This window comes from Actinoplanes sp. NPDC024001 (genome assembly GCF_040638955.1).
Classification (GTDB): domain Bacteria; phylum Actinomycetota; class Actinomycetes; order Mycobacteriales; family Micromonosporaceae; genus Actinoplanes.
The window spans coordinates 1-19,136 of sequence record NZ_JBEZZB010000184.1 but is presented as its reverse complement, the minus strand read 5'-3'; the positions used below and the strand labels follow the sequence as shown (position 1 = coordinate 19,136).

At 71.1% G+C, this 19,136-nt stretch carries 19 protein-coding genes and 1 pseudogene; 14 read left to right on the top strand and 6 right to left on the bottom strand.

What is annotated here, in order from left to right; all coding sequences use genetic code 11:
* Positions 1–175: 175 nt before the first annotated feature.
* A complete protein-coding gene (locus tag AB0F81_RS43210) occupies positions 176–1,138 on the bottom strand; it encodes an AraC family transcriptional regulator (protein ID WP_360208444.1) in 963 nt (320 codons plus the stop codon).
* A 1,185-nt stretch (positions 1,139–2,323) separates the two neighbouring features.
* Here AB0F81_RS43210 and AB0F81_RS43205 point away from each other — a divergent pair.
* The 10 genes from AB0F81_RS43205 (at position 2,324) to AB0F81_RS43160 (ending at position 10,359) form a co-directional block, all read left to right on the top strand.
* Positions 2,324–2,932, top strand: a complete 609-nt coding sequence (locus AB0F81_RS43205; protein ID WP_360208442.1) for a CDP-alcohol phosphatidyltransferase family protein — start codon at positions 2,324–2,326, stop codon at positions 2,930–2,932.
* Positions 2,929–3,816, top strand: coding sequence for a DUF881 domain-containing protein (locus tag AB0F81_RS43200; protein ID WP_360208440.1), 888 nt, complete (start codon positions 2,929–2,931; stop codon positions 3,814–3,816). The genes AB0F81_RS43205 and AB0F81_RS43200 overlap by 4 nt, the downstream gene beginning before the upstream one ends.
* Complete coding sequence (locus tag AB0F81_RS43195; protein ID WP_360208438.1) at positions 3,813–4,145, top strand: small basic family protein; 333 nt, start codon at positions 3,813–3,815, stop codon at positions 4,143–4,145. The genes AB0F81_RS43200 and AB0F81_RS43195 overlap by 4 nt, the downstream gene beginning before the upstream one ends.
* 7 nt (positions 4,146–4,152) lie before the next feature.
* A complete protein-coding gene (locus tag AB0F81_RS43190) occupies positions 4,153–5,001 on the top strand; it encodes a DUF881 domain-containing protein (protein WP_360208436.1) in 849 nt (282 codons plus the stop codon).
* Between the two features lie 15 nt (positions 5,002–5,016).
* The gene (gene gcvH / locus AB0F81_RS43185) at positions 5,017–5,397 is read left to right on the top strand and encodes a glycine cleavage system protein GcvH (protein ID WP_360208434.1); all 381 of its coding nucleotides are present in this window, start codon (positions 5,017–5,019) and stop codon (positions 5,395–5,397) included.
* Positions 5,398–5,619: 222 nt separating this feature from the next.
* A complete protein-coding gene (locus AB0F81_RS43180; protein WP_183219034.1) occupies positions 5,620–6,069 on the top strand; it encodes an FHA domain-containing protein in 450 nt (149 codons plus the stop codon).
* Between the two features lie 68 nt (positions 6,070–6,137).
* Positions 6,138–6,806, top strand: coding sequence for a MerR family transcriptional regulator (locus AB0F81_RS43175; RefSeq protein WP_360208430.1), 669 nt, complete (start codon positions 6,138–6,140; stop codon positions 6,804–6,806).
* 112 nt (positions 6,807–6,918) lie between these two features.
* Positions 6,919–7,383: a bifunctional nuclease family protein gene (locus AB0F81_RS43170; RefSeq protein WP_360208427.1), complete on the top strand. Its 465-nt coding sequence runs from the start codon at positions 6,919–6,921 to the stop codon at positions 7,381–7,383.
* Between the two features lie 123 nt (positions 7,384–7,506).
* Positions 7,507–8,058: a MerR family transcriptional regulator gene (locus AB0F81_RS43165; RefSeq protein WP_360208449.1), complete on the top strand. Its 552-nt coding sequence runs from the start codon at positions 7,507–7,509 to the stop codon at positions 8,056–8,058.
* Positions 8,059–8,097: 39 nt separating this feature from the next.
* Positions 8,098–10,359, top strand: a complete 2,262-nt coding sequence (locus AB0F81_RS43160; protein ID WP_360208424.1) for an excinuclease ABC subunit UvrA — start codon at positions 8,098–8,100, stop codon at positions 10,357–10,359.
* On the opposite strand, the gene AB0F81_RS43155 is transcribed toward AB0F81_RS43160, so the two are convergent.
* Both AB0F81_RS43155 and AB0F81_RS43150 read right to left on the bottom strand, forming a co-directional pair.
* The gene (locus tag AB0F81_RS43155; RefSeq protein WP_360208421.1) at positions 10,341–11,504 is read right to left on the bottom strand and encodes a helix-turn-helix domain-containing protein; all 1,164 of its coding nucleotides are present in this window, start codon (positions 11,502–11,504) and stop codon (positions 10,341–10,343) included. The two genes, AB0F81_RS43160 and AB0F81_RS43155, sit on opposite strands and share 19 nt — an antisense overlap.
* Before the next feature lie 94 nt (positions 11,505–11,598).
* Positions 11,599–12,390 carry an alpha/beta hydrolase gene (locus tag AB0F81_RS43150; protein ID WP_360208419.1) on the bottom strand — a complete coding sequence of 264 codons (792 nt, stop codon included), beginning with the start codon at positions 12,388–12,390 and terminating at the stop codon, positions 11,599–11,601.
* A gap of 106 nt (positions 12,391–12,496) precedes the next feature.
* Here AB0F81_RS43150 and AB0F81_RS43145 point away from each other — a divergent pair, with 106 nt between their 5' ends.
* Both AB0F81_RS43145 and AB0F81_RS43140 read left to right on the top strand, forming a co-directional pair.
* On the top strand, positions 12,497–13,456 hold the full coding sequence (locus AB0F81_RS43145; RefSeq protein ID WP_360208416.1) for a sigma-70 family RNA polymerase sigma factor: 960 nt from the start codon (positions 12,497–12,499) through the stop codon (positions 13,454–13,456).
* Positions 13,457–13,462: 6 nt separating this feature from the next.
* On the top strand, positions 13,463–13,915 hold the full coding sequence (locus tag AB0F81_RS43140; protein ID WP_360208413.1) for a hypothetical protein: 453 nt from the start codon (positions 13,463–13,465) through the stop codon (positions 13,913–13,915).
* A 106-nt stretch (positions 13,916–14,021) separates the two neighbouring features.
* Here AB0F81_RS43140 and AB0F81_RS43135 read toward each other — a convergent pair whose 3' ends face one another.
* From AB0F81_RS43135 to asnB, 3 genes are all read right to left on the bottom strand, one after another.
* Complete coding sequence (locus AB0F81_RS43135; RefSeq protein ID WP_360208410.1) at positions 14,022–14,294, bottom strand: STAS domain-containing protein; 273 nt, start codon at positions 14,292–14,294, stop codon at positions 14,022–14,024.
* Positions 14,295–14,348: 54 nt separating this feature from the next.
* On the bottom strand, positions 14,349–15,314 hold the full coding sequence (locus AB0F81_RS43130; RefSeq protein ID WP_360208408.1) for a hypothetical protein: 966 nt from the start codon (positions 15,312–15,314) through the stop codon (positions 14,349–14,351).
* An 84-nt stretch (positions 15,315–15,398) separates the two neighbouring features.
* A complete protein-coding gene (gene asnB / locus AB0F81_RS43125; protein ID WP_360208405.1) occupies positions 15,399–17,327 on the bottom strand; it encodes an asparagine synthase (glutamine-hydrolyzing) in 1,929 nt (642 codons plus the stop codon).
* Between the two features lie 157 nt (positions 17,328–17,484).
* Here asnB and AB0F81_RS43120 point away from each other — a divergent pair, with 157 nt between their 5' ends.
* A complete protein-coding gene (locus tag AB0F81_RS43120) occupies positions 17,485–18,174 on the top strand; it encodes a response regulator transcription factor (RefSeq protein WP_360208446.1) in 690 nt (229 codons plus the stop codon).
* Positions 18,171–19,136, top strand: a pseudogene (locus AB0F81_RS43115) (two-component sensor histidine kinase); the annotation flags it as partial. The gene AB0F81_RS43120 and the pseudogene AB0F81_RS43115, both read left to right, overlap by 4 nt.

Here is a 19,136-nt window from a genome sequence, read left to right as displayed (position 1 = left end):
CGCGCAGCGGTGGTAGCGGCCCGCCTGGGTGTCTGCCTGGCCGGGCCCGCGTGGCCGTGCTCGCGCGGATGAGGCCGTGGCCTGGGTGGGCGTCTGCTCTGCCTGTGCTCCGCGGCTGTACCGCGCGCGGGCTGGCCGGGTGCCTGCCCGGCGGCCCCGTCGTGGGCGGGGCGGGTCAGCGGCGGAGCGTCTCGGCTGGGGACTCGCCGTAGCAGCGACGGTAGGCGGCGGCGAACCGGCCGGCGTGGGTGAACCCGTAGCGGTAGGCGACCTGCGAGACGGTCGTCCCCGGCGGCGCCTGCCGCAGTTCGTCGTGCACCAGACCCAGCCGCAGCTGCCGGAGGTAGGCGGTCGGCGGCATCCCGGCGTACCTGCGGAAGCTCAACTGCAGCGACCGGACACCGACGCCGGCGATCTCTGCCAGGTCGGCCACCGTGAAGGGACGGCCCGGCTGCGCGCGCATCGCCTCGACCACCCGGCGGATCACGCCCGGCGCGGCCAGCGCCGGACGGTCCCGCTCCAGCTGATCCCGATGCGGATGACCGGTGGCCAGCAGCAGCCCGGTGACCAGGCTCTCACGCAGCCGAGGACCGACAAGCGGATGGCCGGCCAGCCCTTCCGGAGTGCTGACATCGGCAGCGATCATCCGGGTCAACCGGGCCCAGGCCGCCCCGGTGCCGCCGGTCACGTCGAGGACCGGCCCGAGGTCGACCGGCCCGCGCACCGGCCGGTCGAGCATCCGGGCCAGCTGGTCCTCCAGTTCCCGCCGCCCGACCTTCACCGCGATCACCCGGCAGTCACCGTCCCACCGGTCCAAGACCGTGTCCCCGACCGGCTGGTACACCCCCGCATGCCGCCCCGCCACAATCCGGTGCGGCTCGTCACGGCCCTGATGCCAGGTGATGCCCCCGGTGAGCGGAAGGTTGACGTGATAGGCGCCAAGCTCCCCGGCCCGGATCCGCACATCGACCCCGAACCGCAGATCCCCCAGCGTGACCGGCCGATCCTGCGCGACAGCGAACGTCGCCGTCCACCCGCTGGCTGGGGAGAGCACATCCACGTCCAGGGCGTAGAAATGCCGTGAAAGCACGGCCTGCGCCTCATCCGCGTCCTTGATCGTGTGATTTGTCGCCCGCACGCATTACAGCTTGGCTTCTCACTGAACACCCTGCCAAGCGCCAGCTGGGCGGTTTGCGGCACCCCCTTTTCGGTACGGCTGTCCGAAAGCCCCGCCTTGCTCCCCGCAAGCCGGTAATGATTCCGCGCCCAGCGATCCGCCCGCTGGCTGCGGCTCTCGACGCACCCATCCGCATAGCGGGGCCCGCATGACTGACAGCCGAGCTGACCGAGCCGTCGCCCACGCACCCTGAACACGCCGCTCTACCCGCGTGCCGCACGGCCGAGTGGCGCGAGCCGTCGCTCATGCCGCCAACAGGCCTTGGGGGACCTGCGTGGCGGACGGCCGAGTGGCGCGAGCCGTCGCTCATGCCGTTTACCGGTCTTGGGAGACCTGCATGAGCGACGGCCGGATGGCGCGAGCCGTGGCTCATGCCGCTAATCAGGCGTGCGAGAGCTGCGTGAGCGACGGCCGGCCTGGCCCCAGCCGTCGCCTGTGCATGCCAACACGCGGCATTGCCTGCGTGGCCAGCGGCTGAGTGGCGCGAGCCGTCGCTCACGGCACTAACCCGGCTTGCCGAACGTGCGTGGCGGACGGCTAGTGGGAGCCGTCGCTGCGGCGTGGGGCAAGGAGGAAGGTGACGGGCGGTGTGGCGGGTGAGGACGGTCGGCGGCGCCGGTGATTGCGAGGGCGAGTGGGGGGACCGGTGGCGGGTGGGCGGTGTGGGTGCGGGACGGGACGAGCCGGGGCAGGAAGGGCGGGGCAGGAAGGGCGGGGCAGGAAGAGCGGGGCAGGAAGAGCGGGGCAGGAAGAGCGGGGCAGGAAGAGCGGGGCAGGAAGAGCGGGGCAGGAAGAGCGGGGCAGGGAGGGGTGGGGCAGGGGCTCGGCCGGCGGGCGCCGGGCGGCCTGGAGGGGGCAGGGGGATCGCGCGCCGCTTGGCGGGAGGAGCCGGTGCGGTTGGGGAGAGGTAGGGCGTACGTCTGATGGGTGAAAGAGGGCTTGGGCGCGCAAGAAAGGCAGTGAGCTAGCCTCCTAGGATGATATAGAGGGTGTGGGGGGTGTGACTGCGCGTCAGGGGCGCCGACCCGGCTGGTTATAGTTGCTCGGCGAGCGACCGGAGCAGCATGCGAATCCGCCGGTGACAGGCGCGGTCGGTCTCGCGGGTGCCGGGCGGGGGGTTCGGGCCGAGGGGGAGAGGAAGTCGCGATGTCGCAGCAGCCTGCGCCGTCCATCGAGACCTCCAATCGCATCTGGACCGTCCCCAATGTGATCAGCTTCGTGCGGCTGCTCGGCGTGCCGCTCTTCCTCTATCTGCTGCTGGTCACGGAGAACGACGTCGCCGCGGTGATCGTGCTCGCGGTCGGCGGGTCCACCGACTGGGTGGACGGATATGTGGCCCGCCGGATGAATTCGGTGAGCCGGCTCGGGGAGCTGCTGGATCCGTTCGCGGACCGGCTCTACATCCTGGCGACGCTGATCGGCTTCACCGTGCGTGAGGTCGTGCCGTGGTGGCTGACCGGCGCGCTGCTGCTGCGTGAGGTCTTCCTCGGGGTGGTGCTGCTGGTGCTGCGCCGGCACGGGTTCGGACCGCCCCCGGTGCACTACGTCGGTAAGACCGGCACGTTCGTGCTGCTGGCGGCGTTCCCGGTGATCCTGCTGGCCAAGGCGGTGCCGTCGATCGCCTGGTGGGCGAGCCCGGTGGGCTGGGGCCTGGCCTGGTGGGCGCTGGGACTGTATTGGGCGGCCGCGGCGCTCTACGTGATGCAGGCGGTGCGGATGCTGCGCGCCGACCGGGCCGGGACGGTCGGGCCGTGACGGTTCCGGATCCCGACGGCGGGTCGGGGAAGCGGACGTTCGGGCCGGACTTCCTCACCGAGCTGTTCCGTAATCCGCTGGACCCGGGCTATGCGGACGCGGCCGCGCGCCGCGCCGAGACCGGTGGGCGGACCGGGGCGCGCAAGCACGCGGCCCGCGGTTCCGCCGCGGTCGTGCTGCTGATGATCGGTTTTCTGATCGTGGTGGCCTACCGGCAGACGGTGGCCGAGGAGCCGGCCCGCACGCAGGCGCGGGACGAGCTCGTCGAGCAGGTGCAGCGGCGCCGGGCCGGGACCGAGCAGTTGCAGGAGCGGGCCGACAAGCTGGCCGGTGAGGTGGCCGAGCTGCGGGAGCGGTCGCTCAGCGACGCCGCGATCGCCCGGCTGCGTGATCTGGAGGCGGCCGCCGGGCTGGCCCGGGTCCGCGGCTCGGGGGCGAAGGTGACGCTGGCCGACGGTCCGACGCCGGTGGACGCGGTGACCGGGGAGCGGCGCACCGAGGGCCAGGTCAAGGACACCGATCTGCAGTTCGCGGCGAACGCGCTGTGGTCAGCCGGTGCGGAGGCGATCGCCATCAACGGGGAGCGGCTGACCGCGACCTCCACGATCCGGCAGGCGGGCGAGGCCATCCTGGTGGACGTCCGGCCGGTCACCACGCCGTACGAGGTGGTCGCCATCGGTCCCGGTGACCTGGCCGGCGACTTCCGGGACGGGTTCGCCGGCCAGTTCTTCGAGACGCTGTCCACCCGGTACGGCATGTCGTTCGAGGTGTCCAAGGTGAAGAACGTGACTCTGGACGGGGCGGCCGCGCTGAAGCTGCGTGCTGCCACGCCGAGTATCGCCCCGCCCGCGCCGTCGGGCTCTGCGTCGGAAGGCGGCCGATGATCGCCGTACTCGCTCTGCTGGCCGGTGTGCTGCTGGGCATCGTGTTCAACCCGTCGGTGCCGCCGGAGCTGGTGCCGTACCTGCCGATTGCGGTGGTGGCGGCGCTGGACGCGGTGTTCGGCGGGGTGCGCGCGAAGTTGGACGGCATCTTCGACGACAAGCAGTTCGTGGTGTCGTTCATCTCGAACGTGCTGGTGTCCGCGCTGATCGTGTACGTCGGTGACCAGCTCGGCGTCGGCGGCCAGCTGTCCACCGGTGTCGTGGTGGTGCTCGGCGTGCGGATCTTCGGTAATGTCGCGGCCATTCGCCGGCACCTCTTCCGGGCCTAGGACTCAGATGACCGAGCGTGACGAGACCGGCGCGAAGCCGGTGGTGGACGAGGAACCGACCGTGGCTCTCGACGACGACGAGGAGCCCCGATCGGGTGATGACGCGGATCCGCCGGAGTCCGACACGCCCGAGCCGGCCCCGGAGAAAAGTGATCTTGGACGCCCCCGGATCCGGCGCCCGGCCCCGGCCGGCACCCTCATCTGGGTGCTGCTGGCGCTGCTCGGCTTCACTCTGGTCGTGCAGTTGCGCAGCAACGACGTCGACCACGGCCTGGCCACCGCGCGCCAGGAGGACCTGGTGCGGATCCTGAGCGACCTGGAGGCGCAGGACAGCCGCCTGCTCGCCGACATCCAGAACCTGGAGGCGACCCGTCAGCAGTTGTCCTCGGGGGTGCAGGGCCGGGAGGCGGCGCTGGACGAGGCGACCAAGCGCGGTGAGGAGCTGGGCCTGCTGGCCGGCACGGTGCCGGGCAGCGGTCCCGGCCTGGAGATCGTGCTGGACCGGGTGAAGGCGTCGGCCGTGCTGAACGCGGTGCAGGAACTGCGGGGCGCCCGCGGTGAGGTGATGCAGCTCAACGGTGCGAACGGCGCCGTGGTGCGGGTGGTCGCCTCGAGCTATTTCGTCGACGCTTCCGGCGGCGGGATCATTGCCGACGGTGTGCATCTGACCGGACCGTTCCGCCTTCTCGTGATCGGTCAGCCGGAGACTATGCGCACCGCTTTGCAGATCCCGGGCGGGGTGGTCGCGTCGGTGCAGAACGACGGCGGTAGCGTGACCATGGACTCGCGTTCCCTGGTCGAAGTGACCGCGGTGCGTAAGGCGACAGCCTTGCAGTATGCGCGTCCGGTTTCGTGATTTACGGAGGAAGCGTTGATTCCTGAGGATCTGCGGTACACCGCGGAACACGAGTGGGTCGCCGGTGACGGCAGCGGTCCGGTGCGGGTGGGCATCACCCACTTCGCGCAGGACGCGCTGGGCGACATCGTCTTCGTGGACCTGCCCGAGGAGGGCACGGTCGTGCAGGCGGGTGACTCGCTCGGTGAGATCGAGTCGACCAAGAGCGTCTCGGAGATCTACGCCCCGATTTCCGGCACCGTGGTGGCGAAGAACGCCACTCTCGCCGATGAGCCGGAAATCATCAACGGTGAGCCGTACGCGGCCGGCTGGCTCGTGGAGATCGCGCCGGAAGATCCGGCGGCGCTCGATTCCCTGCTGGACGCCGCGGCGTACCGGGCGATCACCGAGAGCTGATCGGCGCGGAGCCGTTTGGCTCGGCGGCGAAAAGCAAATATCGGTCTCCGCGAGTCCGGTTGCTCAGCGATATTGGCGCTGACTAGGCTCGCGGAGCACACGAAGAACTGTTATCCCTTTGAAACCGATAGTCGTGCGTCGGGCCGAATTAGGCCTCGGCGGGGCCGCCCGCGCGGTGGTCCTGCCGGGAGGCGACGACCAACTGATCCGTGAGGTGGTCCGATGACGCGCCCAGACGACGAGTTTCCCCCACTCGACGTCACGTCCACGCTGAACCTTGGCGCCCTTGACGAGGTGCTCGAGGGACCAGAGACCGACGTGGTGCCCAGCCGCATGTCCGGCTCGCTTCCGCCGGGCATGGCCCTGCTCGTCGTGCGCCGTGGCCCGAACGCGGGTGCCCGGTTCCTGCTCGATCACGACGTGACGACCAGCGGCCGGCACCCGGACAGTGACATCTTCCTCGACGACGTGACGGTTTCGCGCCGCCACGCCGAGTTCCACCGCGACGGCGGCACGTTCACCGTTCGCGACGTCGGTTCGCTCAACGGTACGTACGTGAACCGGGAAAGGGTTGAAGCCGCGACCCTGAGCAACGGCGACGAGGTCCAGATCGGCAAGTTCCGTCTGGTGTTCATCGCCGGTCCGCGGCCGGAGGGCGAGGGCCGGGCGTGAATTCGTCGGGGGCGGCCGCGCGTGACCCGGGGGCTTCGGGCCCTCAGGGCGGGCGTGATGGTGCGCTGATGAGCATCGGGGAGGTGCTGGCCCATCTGCGCACCGAGTTCCCCGACACCACGATCTCGAAGTTGCGGTTCCTGGAGGCGGAGGGTCTGGTCGACCCGCAACGTACCGCCTCCGGGTACCGCAAGTACTCGTGGAACGACGTGGCCCGGCTGCGGTTCGTGCTGACCGCGCAGCGGGACCAGTACCTGCCGTTGCGGGTGATCCGCGAGCAGCTGGACCGGATGGAGCAGGAGCCGGCGGTGCCGCAGCGGCCCACCCTGGTGGCGGTGGGCGCGCAGCGGGCCACGGACCCGGCCGACACCCGGATCCCGAAGGCGGACCTGCTCGAGCGGACCGGGGTGGAGGAGCCGCTGCTGGCCGAGCTGGAGCAGATCGGCCTGGTCACGGCCCGCCCGCCGGGCTGGTACGACGCCGACGCGGTGATCATCGTGGAGGCCGTGGTGGGTCTCACCCGGTACGGGCTGGAGGTGCGGCACCTGCGGGCGTTCCGCAACGCCGCCGACCGTGAGGTGGGCCTGTTCACACAATTGCTCGCGCCCCTGGTGCGTCAGCAGGACCCGGCGGCCCGGGCCCGGGCCACCGAGACCGCGCGTGAGCTGCAGGCGCTGTCCCAGCGGCTGCACGCGGCGCTCGTCCGCTCCGGTCTGCGCGGCGAATTAGGGCGTTAACCCCCGCGTGGGGGGTATCCCGCGCGGGCCGGTTTTCAGGGGTGTGCGTGTACCGTGCAGGTAGGGGCGGCTGGACGTACAGCGGCGACAAAACGACGACACGGAGGCGGCGGTGCGCGAGCTGAGCGTGGTCGGGGTCCGGGTGGAGCTGCCCAGCAACCAGCCGATCGTTCTGCTGCGGGAGGTGGACGGCGACCGCTACCTGCCGATCTGGATCGGCGCGGTGGAGGCGACCGCCATTGCCTATGAGCAGCAGGGCGTCAAGCCGGCCCGCCCGCTGACCCATGATTTGCTGCGGGACATCCTCGCGGCGCTGCAGGCGCCGCTGAAGGCCGTGGAGATCACCGAGTTGAAGGACAACGTCTTCTACGCCGATCTGCTCATCGGGGACAACCTGCGGGTGTCGGCCCGGCCGAGCGACTCGATCGCCCTGGCGCTGCGGGTGGGTGCGCCGATCCGCTGCGCGGACCAGGTCCTCACCGAGGCGGGCATCGTGATCCCGGACGAGCAGGAGGACGAGGTGGAGAAGTTCCGCGAGTTCCTCGACCAGGTCCGCCCCGAGGATTTCGCCGGTTAGATAGACGCCGGCCACGATCGGGCCTCGCCCGGACGCGGCGTGTCGGGCCGTTACCTCCATGTTTCGGCCGTGACTGAGATATACGCTCGTGACGTCCAGGTGTACCGGCGGGGAGGTAATCGCGTGCACGAGCAGCCTCTTGAAGGCCCGATCCTCGGTGAGGACGGCTCGGTCGGATATCGCGGGGTGACGGCCTGTCAGGCGGTCGGTATCAGTTACCGCCAGCTCGACTACTGGGCGCGGACCACGCTCGTGGTGCCGAGTGTGCGTGACGCGTCGGGTTCCGGCACGCAGCGCCTCTACTCGTTCCGTGACCTGGTGGTTCTCAAGGTCGTGAAGCGTCTGCTGGACGCCGGTGTCTCGTTGCAGAACATCCGCCGGGCGATCGACACGCTGCGCTCGCGCGGGGTGGACGACCTGGCCGAGATCACGCTGATCTCCGACGGCACGACGGTCTACGAGTGCCGCTCCCCGGAGGAGGTCGTCGACCTGTTGCAGGGTGGGCAGGGTGTGTTCGGGATAGCGATCGGCGGCGCGTTCAAGGAGATCCAGGGTTCGCTGTCGCACCTGCCGGCCGAGCCGGCGTCGCCGCAGCCGGTGGGCACGGACACACCGGGGGAGCCGGCGGCCGGCGACGAGCTGGCGGCCCGGCGGGCCCGCCGTCGCGCGGGTTAGCGGACGGAATCTGACCGCAAGCCGGGGTAGCTTTCCCCGGTGACTCACATCGCAGACAGCCACGATGTCATCCAGGTCCGTGGGGCCCGGGAGAACAACCTTCACGACGTGTCCCTGGACGTGCCGAAACGCCGGTTGACGGTGTTCACCGGGGTTTCCGGTTCCGGCAAGTCGTCGCTGGTCTTCGGGACCATCGCCGCCGAGTCGCAGCGGATGATCAACGAGACGTACTCGGCGTTCCTGCAGTCGTTCATGGGCAGCCCGGCGCGGCCGGACGTCGACGCCCTGCACAATCTGAGCGCCGCGATCGTGGTGGACCAGGAGCGGATGGGTGCGAACGCCCGGTCGACGCTCGGCACCGCGACCGACGCGTACACGATGTTGCGGATCATCTTCAGCCGGCTCGGTTCGCCGAGTGCGGGCAGTGCGCTGGCGTACTCGTTCAACGCCGAGGGCATGTGCCCGAACTGCGAGGGCCTGGGCAAGGTCTCCACGATCGACATCGAGCAGTTGATCGACCGGGACCGGTCGATCAACGAGGGCGCGATCACGGTGCCGAACTTCAGCGTCGACGGCTGGTATGTGAAGGCGTACTCCGAGTCGGGCTTCTTCGATCCGGACAAACCGATCCGCGACTTCACCGACGCCGAGCTGGCGGACTTCCTCTACAAAGAGCAGATCAAAGTCAAGATCAACGGCATCAACACCACGTACGAGGGACTCGTGCCGAAGGTGCAGCGGATGTACCTGACGAAGGAGCGGGAGTCGGTGCAGCCGCACATCCGTGCCTTCATCGACCGGGCCGCCACCTTCACCGCCTGCCCGGACTGCGGCGGCACCCGGCTCAAACCGGCCGTGCTGGAGTCGCGCATCGCCGGCCGCAACATCGCCGAGTGCTCGGCCATGCAGGTCAGCGACCTCGCCGGGTTCCTGGCCGGGATCACCGCGCCGGCAGTCGGCCCGGTCGTCACCAACCTGCGGCACACCCTGGACTCGCTGGTCGAGATCGGACTCGGATATCTGTCGCTGGACCGGGAGTCGGCCACCCTGTCCGGCGGTGAGGCGCAGCGGGTGAAGATGGTGCGGCACCTGGGTTCCAGCCTGACCGACATCACGTACGTGTTCGACGAACCCACGGTGGGCCTGCACCCGCACGACATCCAGCGGATGAACGGGCTGCTGCTGCGGCTGCGCGACAAGGGCAACACGGTGCTGGTGGTCGAGCACAAACCGGAGACGATCGCGATCGCCGACCACGTGGTCGACCTGGGGCCGGGCGCGGGGCCGGGCGGCGGGCGGATCCAGTTCGAGGGCACGGTCGAGCAGTTGCGCGCCAGCGAGTCGTTGACCGGCCGGTACCTGGGGCACCGGGTGCGGTTGAAGGAGACCTACCGCGAGAAGACCGGCACCATGCCGATTCGCGGTGCCAGCACCCACAACCTGCGCGATGTCGACGTCGACGTGCCCACCGGGGTGCTGACGGTGGTGACCGGGGTGGCCGGTTCCGGCAAGAGCTCGCTGATCTACGGTTCGCTGCCGCAGCGCGACGGGGTGGTCGTGGTGGACCAGTCGGCGATCCGCGGGTCCCGGCGCAGCAATCCGGCCACGTACACCGGGCTGCTCGACGCGGTGCGTACCGCGTTCGCCAAGGCCAACAAGGTCAAGGCGTCGCTGTTCAGTGCGAACTCGGAGGGCGCCTGCCCGAACTGCAAGGGCATCGGCCTGGTCTACGTGGACCTGGCGATGATGGCCGGGGTGGCGAGCGTCTGCGAGGAGTGCGAGGGCAAGCGGTTCACCGCCGAGGTGCTCGGCTACAAGCTGCGCGGCCGCGACATCAGCGAGGTGCTGGCGATGCCGGTCAGCGAGGCCCTGGAGTTCTTCACCGAGAAACCGGCCCGGGCGATCCTGGACCGGCTCGCCTCGGTCGGCCTCGGCTACCTCACCCTCGGCCAGCCGCTGAACACCCTGTCCGGCGGCGAGCGGCAGCGGCTGAAACTGGCCGTGCACATGGGCGGCGGCACCGTCACCTACCTGCTGGACGAACCCACCACCGGCCTGCACCTGGCCGACGTGGACCAGTTGCTGGCCCTGCTGGACCGCCTGGTCGACGCGGGCAACACGGTGGTGGTGATCGAACATCACCTGGCGGTGATGGCCCACGCCGACTGGATCATCGACCTGGGCCCGGGCGCCGGTCAGGACGGCGGCCAGGTCGTCTTCACCGGCACGCCGGCCGAGCTGGTCGCCAAGTCGGACACCCTGACGGCTCAGCACCTGCGCGATTACGTCACGCACGACTGAGCCCGCAGCGCGGCCACCCCGCTGCGCAGGTGTTCCTCCACGGTCTGTTCGGGCAGGCTCGCGGCGACGGCGACGGCCGGGACCGCGAGCCCGTCGTGGTAGTGCAGGTAGAGCAGTTCCCTGGTGAGGCCGGGCAGGTCGCGGAGCCGCCGGTGCACGCCGTGGTAGGCGCCGGGCGCCGCTTCGCGCGGGAGGAAGTCGAGATCGTCGAGGTTGGCCGGGTGGGCGGCGGCAACCGCCCGGTGGACCTCGGCGACGGCGTGCACCGGCAGGCCGAGGTGGCCGGCGACCTCCCGCTCGGTGGGGAAGCGGGACAGTTGCTGGATCAATGCGCTCTCGGCCCGGCGCACCGCCGGCCCGTGACCGGCCAGGACCGCGGTCACCCCGGTCTGCCGGGATCCGCGGACCAGATCCCACAGCAATCCGCGGATCCGGGCCCGCAGGTGGGCCCGGAAATAGCCGCGATCCGGGTCGTGGAAACGGATCGCCAGGGCCAGGCCCTCACCCCAGACGTCGTCGGCGAAATCCGGCCGGCCGATTCGCCAGGCCTGCTGGCGGGCGATTCTTTGCGCCGTTTCCGCCATGTCCCGGGCCAGCGATTCCTCGAGATCACGCCGGGCCGGATCGCCCACGTCGAAGATCCGCATCTCCCGCAGCCGGTGCTGGATGTCGAGGTCCTCGGCGGTGGGCCGCAGCAGCGGGAACGCCGCCACCACGTCGCCGGTGCTGATCATCGGCGCGAGCAGACGGGCGGTCAGGCGGGGTAGCAGCCGGCGTTGCGGGAGCTCACCGTGCTCGGCGCCGGTGACCGCGTGCACGGGTACGCCCAGTTCAGCGGCGAGCCGGGGGCGCGACATCCGGGCCAGCACCCGTACCGTCGAGAGGTATTCGCTGAACGGCCTGCCGTCGTGCCGGCGCGGGTCGGCGGAGCCGGTCCAGCGCAGGCCCGCGTCGCGGGCCAGCCGGTCGAAGGTGAGATCGCAGCGGGGCGCCCCGTCGAGCAGATCGAGCAGGAACGCGCGGGTCGGCCGGCGGCGGCCGGACAGATAGGCGGCCACCGTGCCGGGCGCGTATCCCGCCGTTCTCGCCAGTTCCGCGGGCGACATTTCCAGGGTGTCGCACAGCATTCTGATGACGCGCCGCATGACCGGAAATATAGACGTCGTTCTGCATTTGTTCGGTAATGCGGAAGAGGGATTGACGGGCCCGATTCGCGGGCCCGTCAATCGCCGGCGGGATTCAGTTCTTCTGGTCGACGAAGGCGAGCGCGGCCTGCGCGAACAGCGGCGAGTCGACCAGGTTGTAGTGGGTGAGGCCGGGCAGGATGGCCAGGGCGTGCCCGCCCTTGGGCCGGTTCTCGCCCATCCAGCCGCCGTCGCGCTGGCCGCCGTCGAGCAGGGCGAACACCTCGACGAAGTGGCTGGGCGGGCACATGTCGGCGTCGGCGGCCATGATCAGGGTGGGCACCCGCAGGCCGCGGACCTCCTCGGTGAAGTCGAAGTCCTTCGCCATCGCCTCGCCGATCTTGTCGAGCAGCTTGGGGAAGTCCTCCGGGCGCGGCGCGACCCGCTGGTACAGCTCGTACATCGGGGTGTCCTTCATGAACTCGACGGCCGCGCCGGTGACCTGCCCCTGCTGCTCCAGGATCTCCGGGTAGGTGGCGCTGCGCCGGATCCCGGCCGACGCGGAGACGACCCGGCCCACCTTCTCCGGGTGGCGGATCGCCACCTGCAGGGCCACACCGCCGCCGAGGGAGAAACCGACCACGTCCGGCTTGTCCAGCCCGAGGTGGTCGATGAGGGCGGCGATGTCGTCGCCCATCGTCGGGATGTCGATGGGCCGGTCCACGTCCGCGGTGCGGCCGTGCCCCTGCAGATCGGGCAGGATCACCTGGTGGTTCGCGGCGAACGCGGCCAGGGTGGCCGCGAACATCTCGCCCGAGCCGAGGCCGCCGTGCAGCAGGATCAGCGGGCTGCCGGTGCCGTGGATCTCGTAGTAGAGGTTGATCCCGTTGACGTCGGCGTAGGCCATGGTGCGCTCCCTGAAGAAGTCGATGTGATGCCGGGGTAGACCGGGTGGGTGCCGAAAACTCATCGCGGGTGGCGAAAGAAATTTGAACTGGACTAGTTTCTGCGGGGTGAGCGATGTCGCGGCGCAGCTTGAGACGTTCCGGCCGGAGCTGACCGGCTACTGCTACCGGATGCTCGGGTCCAGCTTCGAGGCGGAGGACGCCGTGCAGGACACGATGATCCGGGCCTGGAAGGGGATCGACGGTTTCGAGGGGCGTTCGGCGTTGCGCTCCTGGCTGTACCGGATCGCCACCAACGTGTGCCTGACCATGCTGGGCAGCGCCCAGCGGCGGGTCCGGCCGATGGACCTGGGCCCGGCCGGGTCCGGCAACGCCACCCATCCCGGCGAGCCCCGGCCGGAGGAGATCTGGGTCGGCCCGGTGCCCGACGAGCGGGTGCTGCCGGAGGCCACCGACCCGGCGAACGTGATCGCCGCCCGCGAGTCGATCCGGCTGGCGTTCGTGGCGGCGCTGCAGCACCTGCCGGCCAAGCAGCGGGCCGTGCTGATCCTGCGTGAGGTGCTCGCCTGGTCCGCGCAGGAGGTGGCCGAGCTGCTGGACACCTCGGTGGCGAGCGTCAACAGCGCGCTGCAGCGGGCCCGGGCGACGATCGCCGCCGCCGACACCGGCGCGCAGGTCTACCAGCCGCTCGACGGCGAGCAGAAGGCGCTGCTGGGCCGCTATGTGAAGGCCTTCGAGTCCTATGATCTGACGGCCCTGACCGCCCTGCTGCACGAGGACGCGACGCTGTCGATGCCGCCGCTGCCGCTGTGGCTGCGCGGCCCCGACGACATCACCGCGTGGATGACCGGCACCGGCAGCGGCTGCCGCGGTTCCCGGCTGGTTCCGGTGGTGGCCAACGGCCTGCCCGCGTTCGGTCAGTACCGGTGCAGCGCCACCGGTTCCGGCCACGACCCGTGGGCGCTGATCGTCCTGGAGATCTCCGGCGACCGGATCGCCTCGGTGAACAACTTCCTCGACACGCAGCGGCTGTTCCCGCTCTTCGGCCTCCCGGCGCACCTGGATTGACCGCACATGGCGGCGGGCGTGGTGGCCTGGGTGATCGGCGTCGTCCTGCTCGGCGGCTCGGCGATCCTGGCGCCCGTGCTCGCCGCCCGGCGGCGCCGCGGCCCCGCCCCGCCGCGCCTGCCCGCCGACCGGGTCACCGCCGATCAGGTCACCGCTGACCATCACCGGGTCCTGGTCGGCGCCGACGGCCTGCAGGTGCAGGTCCGCGGTTACGGCTACGCGGTGAACTGGGCGCCGCGCTGCGCACTGCGCTGGCCCGAGATCGACGCGCTGGTGCTGGAGACCGGCACCTACGACACGATCGTCTCGCTCTACGCGCAGACCCGCACCGACCACTTCCGCAAACACCTGCTGGACGCCAGCGCCTTCGACCGCGGCCAGTGGGCGTCGCTGCGCGACCTCGTCCAGAAGCACACCGCCGGCCGCCTCACCATCGACCTGCGGCCCCTCGGCGACTGAAAAGCCCTTTTCGGTACGCGTTCTCCCCGGTTCCGGGCCACCCGCGCGACCGCCTGCCGGGTCGCGGCCTCCACCGCGACCGCCGGGCGTGAGCAGTGGGTTGCGCTCACGGCCCGGGATCCGCACCCAGCCCGAGCAGGTCGAGCAGGCTGAGCAGGTCGGGCCCGGCACCCGCGACGACCAGCCGCGACCCGTGCCGGCGTGCGGTCAGCCGCAGCCGGGCGATGGCTTCCACCGTCACCACGTCCGCCCGCGCCACCCCCACGTCACAGACCACCACCGTGGCGGGCCGGCCGCACAGCAGCTGGGCGAGGTCGGCGCAGAGCACCGGAATGTCCGAGCGCGAAAGCGTCGCGCCGACCGCGAATCTGGCCGTCATACCGGTGCAGACCAGCCGGCCGCCGCAAAGTCATCGCGCCGCGCCGGATCGATCTCACAGCAGCGCCGACGCGACGACCGGCAGGACGTCGGCCAGGTTGCACAGCCGCACCCGCCCCGCCTGCTCGGCGGTGAACGTCCGCAGCGGGATCGGCTCAGCACCGAAGTGGTCCTGATACCGAGCGCGCAGGTGGCGCGACGAGCGGGACAGCAGGTCACCCACCGCCATGGTGCTGGTGCGCAGGAACTTGATGGGTTCCTCCCCAGCGACCCATAGCTCCGGGCGCCGGCCCGAGGTGTCGAGCGCGAGGTGGACGAGGTCCGCGGTGAGGGTTCGTTTGCGCATGACGTCGCCGCCGGACCAGACGGCGACCTTGAACTCGGCGACGCGAATGTTCGTCTCCAGGTCGTAGGGCCGCGACGGGTCGTTGCCCGGCCCCAGCGACGGCCGGTTGACCACCGACTCGCCGGCTTCGAGAATCGCCGGGAGGGCCAGCGAGATGACGGCGGCATGGATGACGTCGCTGACCCGGCCGACGTCACGGCGCACGATCAGCGCGGCCCTCAACAGCTCCTCAGAGAGGCCGGCGTCGGCGGTCACCGCGGCCACGCTGTCCCGGTCGGTGTTCAGCAGGCGATGCTCCAGCGTGCCGACGCTCTGCGTGAGGGGCGCGCCGCGCAGGAAGGAGACCAGTGTGGTGAAGGCCGCGCCCGCCTGCTCCGCGTCGACCTGCGGAGCCGGCCGGGCCCGGGCCGCCGTGCCGGTGACCACCCCGACGGCCGGCCTCGGCGACCCGCTGGTCGGGAAGCCTAGCCTGGCCAGCACCGACCGGGCGGTCTGCGAGGTGAACCGGGAGCGGCTGATCCCGGCGGCGGTCTCCAGGACCTGTTTCACCGGGTAGCGCCGGTTCCCGACCTCGGCCCAGTGTGTCTGTACCGGCTCCGGCATCTGGTCGCGCATCCGGATGACGACCGTCTCCCGGTCGAGGTCGACCGCCTCCCGGTCGATGGTGAAGCGCATGGTCCCTCCCCGTCGGACAGCGACGAGGATATGCGGCCGCCCGCAGCAGTCGTCATCCGACCGCGGCGGCCAGCGGGGGAGGGGTCAGCGCGTGGTCGACGGCCCGGCACTTCCGGCCGCGCCGATGAGGCCGGCCGGTTCGGTCACGGCGATCGAGCGCTCCACGTGGATGGCGTGCCAGAGGCAGAACATCGCCACCGTCCAGACCTTGCGGGAGCGGTCGGCCTCGCCGCGGCGGTGCTCGGCCAGCAGGTCGCGGGCGTAGCCCAGGTCGAGCAGGTGCCCGGCCTGGGAGGTGGCGAGCAGCCAGTCCACCCAGTCGCCGATCGGGCCGCGCAGCCACAGCCGGGTCGGGGTGGGGAAGCCCAGCTTGCGGTTGGCCCGCACCGACTCGGGGACGATGCCGCGCATCGCCTCGCGCAGGGCGTGCTTGGTGGTGCGGGTGCCGGCCGGCAGTTTCAGTTCGGTGGGCAGGCCGGCGGCGGCCGCGTACACCTGCTGGTCGAGGAACGGGACCCGCAGCTCCAGGCTGTGCGCCATCGACATCCGGTCGGCCTTGGCCAGGATGTCGCCGGGCAGCCAGGTGTGCAGATCCACGTACTGCATGGAGGCCACGTCGTCGACGTCGGCCGTCTCGGCGTACAGATGGGCGGTGATCGCGGTGTGCGGCTGCGCGGTGTGGCGCAGCAGCCGGGCCTTCTCCTCCGGATCGAAGATCCGGGCATTGCCGTAGTAGCGCTGCTCGATCGGGGTGGTGCCGCGTTCCAGGAAGGAGCGGCCCTTCACGCCTTCGGGCAGCACCTCGGCGAGGTGGCGCAGGCCGCGTTTCATGCCGGCCGGCAGCCGGTCGACGCCGGCCAACGACATCGGCTCGCGGTAGATGGTGTAACCGCCGAACAGCTCGTCGGAGCCTTCGCCGGACAGCACGACGGTGACGTGGCGGGCCGCGGTGCGGCACAGGAAGTAGAGCGGGATCAGCGACGGGTCGGCCACCGGGTCGTCGAGCAGCTGCACGATGCGCGGCAGCGCGGCCAGCACGTCGTCGTCGGTGACCACGGTCGGGGTGAGCCGCACGCCGAGCTGGTCGGCGGTGTCCTGGGCGACCTCGATCTCGGAGTAGCCGTGCTCGGCGAACCCGGCGGTGAACGCGTGCAGGTCCGGAGCGGTGCGGGCGGCCAGCGCGACGATCGCCGACGAGTCGACGCCACTGGACAGGAACGCCCCGACCGGCACCTCGGCGTGCAGGTGCTTGCCGACGCTCGCCGTCAGCGCGTCCTGGATCGCCTGGTAGGCGGCCTCCGGCTGGACCCGCAGCGGCCGCAGCGACGGCTTGAACCAGCGGTGCTCGCGCACCCCGCCGCCCGGCGTCCAGACCAGCCGGTGACCGGGCGCCAGCCGGCGGATGTGCCGGTGCAGGGTGAGCGGGTCCGGCACGTACTGGAAGGTCAGGTAGTGGGCGAGCGCGTCGGTGTCGAGCGCGCCGCCGGGGCTCGCCGCGAACGGGTCGAGGGCCTTGCGCTCGCTGGCCAGGAACAGCCCGTCGGAGGTCTCCAGCACGTAGAGCGGCTTGATCCCGAAGGCGTCGCGGGCGGCGTGCACGGTGCCGGTGCGGTGGTCGTAGGCGACGAACGCGAACATGCCGCGCAGCCGGGACAGGGCGGCCTCGCCCCAGTAGTGGAAGGCGGCGGCCAGCACCTCGCTGTCGCCGTCGGTGGTGAACGCGGCGCCGTGCTCACGGATCAGGTCGGCGCGCAGCTCCCGGTAGTTGTAGATCTCGCCGTTGAACACGACAGTCCACCGGCCCGCGTACCGCAGCGGCTGCACCGAGTGCTCCCGGTCGATGATGGCCAGGCGGTTGAAGCCGAAGGCGTAGCCGTCGCCGTACTCGATCCGGGTGTCGTCGGGCCCGCGGTGCCGCATGGTCTCGAGGGCGGCGGCGAAGGCCGCCGCCGTGGCCGCGTCCGGCGGGCCGGCGTCGGGCCGGCTGCTGACGAAGGCGCTCAGTCCACACATCGGTTGCCTCCAGCTCGGGGGTGAGGGGAGGCGACGGTAGGCAGCGACCTGTGAAGATCTTGTGCGGTTGTCGGCAGGTTCCGTGCGGCTGCCGGAACCGGGCCGGATCTTCACCGGATCCTGACATTTCTTGGTGGGGTGGAGCCGCTGGGTGAGAATGCGAACCGTGACCGCCCGCATCCTTGTCGCCGACGACGATCCGAAGCACGCCCAGCTGATCCGCCTCTACCTGGAGAAGGAGGGGCACCAGGTGCTCACCGTCGGTGACGGCCGGGCGGCGCTGGAGCAGGCGCGCTCGCGCCGGCCGGACCTGGTCGTGCTGGACGTGATGATGCCGCTGGTCGACGGGCTCGACGTGTGCCGGATCCTGCGGGCCGAGTCGGACGTGGCGATCGTGATGGTCACCGCCCGCTCCTCGGAGAACGACATGCTGCTCGGGCTCGACATCGGCGCCGACGACTACCTGAGCAAGCCGGTCAGCCCGCGCGAGCTGACCGCGCGGATCCGGGCGCTGCTGCGCCGCACCCGCGGTGGCGAGGCCGCCGAGGTGCTGCGCGTCGGCGGCCTGGAGGTGGACGCACCCCGCTTCGAGGTACGGGTGGACGACACCCCGGTCCGGCTGACCGCCAAGGAGTTCGGCATCGTCGAGCTGCTGGCCCGCGAACCGGGCCGGGTCTTCACCCGCGGGCAGATCCTGGACAAGGTGTTCGGCTTCGAGAACGAGGTGTCCGAGCGCACCGTCGACGCGCACGTGGTCAACCTGCGCCGCAAGATCGAGAAGAACCCGGCCGAGCCGCAGTACGTGCAGACCGTCTACGGCCGCGGCTACCGGATGGCCGAACGGTGAGTTTCCGGCTGCGGATCTTCCTGCTCGTGCTGGTGGTGGCGGGCACCGCGATCGGCGCCACCGCCTGGCTGACGCTGAGCCTGACCTCGCGGGCGGTGACCCGGGCCGAGCAGGCCCGCGAGAAGCACCAGACGGAGATCGTCGAGACGATCCGCGGGTTCGGCATCCGGCACGCGGACTGGGCCGGCGTCGACCGGGTGGTGGCCGAGCTGTCCACCGCGACGCGGCTGCACATCCGGATACTCGCCACCGACGACGAGGTGCTCGCCGACTCGGACAACCTGGAGGGCCGCGCCGCCGGGCCGGTGCGGCTGCAGCCGCAGACCGTCGAGCCCTACCCGCTGCTGGACCCGCTGATCCGTGACCGGGCGCACCAGCTGTCGGTGGCCGTCCAGCGGAAGGTGGAGGCGACGGGCCGGCGCGAGCTGACACCCGCGATGGCGAAGGCCCGGGCCGCCAAACGGCCGTGGGAGTCGCCCGGTGACCCGCCGCGGCTGCCTGCCGATCTGCTCGGGCCGATCCCGGTGACGGGGGAGTTCACCCGCCCGGTCGCGCAGGCCTACTTCCAGGTCGTGCAGTACCGAACGGCGCTGGCGACGATCCGGTGCGCCGTCAAGAAGCAGCCGGCTCTAGGGCTGCGGGACGCGCCGTACCTCACCGAGGCGCAGCGGGCCGCCGCACCGGCCTGCGTGCGGGCCGCCACCGCGAAGGTGCGGGCCGACGGTCCGTGGCTGGAATCGGTGTGGGGGCAGGTGCACTACTGCTGGACCGACGATCCGGACTACGCCGAATGCCTCGGCTCGGCCTTCCAAATGGCGGCGTCGAGCACCGGCGCCGTACCCGTCAAGATCTATCTCGGCGCCCGGCAGGGCACCGAGCTGGACGGGCTGCGGCGTCCCGCGGTGGCCGGCGCGGCCGCCCTGCTGGTGGTGGCCGCGCTCGGCGCGGCCTGGGTGGCGCGG

What these genes read in the sequence shown, in the direction of transcription:
- AB0F81_RS43205 (WP_360208442.1), top strand. Translation starts at nt 2,324, where the DNA reads ATGTCGCAGCAGCCTGCGCCGTCCATCGAGACCTCCAATCGCATCTGG.
- AB0F81_RS43195 (WP_360208438.1), top strand. Translation starts at nt 3,813, where the DNA reads ATGATCGCCGTACTCGCTCTGCTGGCCGGTGTGCTGCTGGGCATCGTG.
- AB0F81_RS43190 (WP_360208436.1), top strand. Translation starts at nt 4,153, where the DNA reads ATGACCGAGCGTGACGAGACCGGCGCGAAGCCGGTGGTGGACGAGGAA.
- AB0F81_RS43180 (WP_183219034.1), top strand. Translation starts at nt 5,620, where the DNA reads ATGACGCGCCCAGACGACGAGTTTCCCCCACTCGACGTCACGTCCACG.
- AB0F81_RS43175 (WP_360208430.1), top strand. Translation starts at nt 6,138, where the DNA reads ATGAGCATCGGGGAGGTGCTGGCCCATCTGCGCACCGAGTTCCCCGAC.
- AB0F81_RS43155 (WP_360208421.1), bottom strand. Translation starts at nt 11,504, where the DNA reads ATGCGGCGCGTCATCAGAATGCTGTGCGACACCCTGGAAATGTCGCCC.
- AB0F81_RS43150 (WP_360208419.1), bottom strand. Translation starts at nt 12,390, where the DNA reads ATGGCCTACGCCGACGTCAACGGGATCAACCTCTACTACGAGATCCAC.
- AB0F81_RS43140 (WP_360208413.1), top strand. Translation starts at nt 13,463, where the DNA reads ATGGCGGCGGGCGTGGTGGCCTGGGTGATCGGCGTCGTCCTGCTCGGC.
- AB0F81_RS43135 (WP_360208410.1), bottom strand. Translation starts at nt 14,294, where the DNA reads ATGACGGCCAGATTCGCGGTCGGCGCGACGCTTTCGCGCTCGGACATT.
- AB0F81_RS43130 (WP_360208408.1), bottom strand. Translation starts at nt 15,314, where the DNA reads ATGCGCTTCACCATCGACCGGGAGGCGGTCGACCTCGACCGGGAGACG.
- asnB (WP_360208405.1), bottom strand. Translation starts at nt 17,327, where the DNA reads ATGTGTGGACTGAGCGCCTTCGTCAGCAGCCGGCCCGACGCCGGCCCG.
- AB0F81_RS43120 (WP_360208446.1), top strand. Translation starts at nt 17,485, where the DNA reads ATGCGAACCGTGACCGCCCGCATCCTTGTCGCCGACGACGATCCGAAG.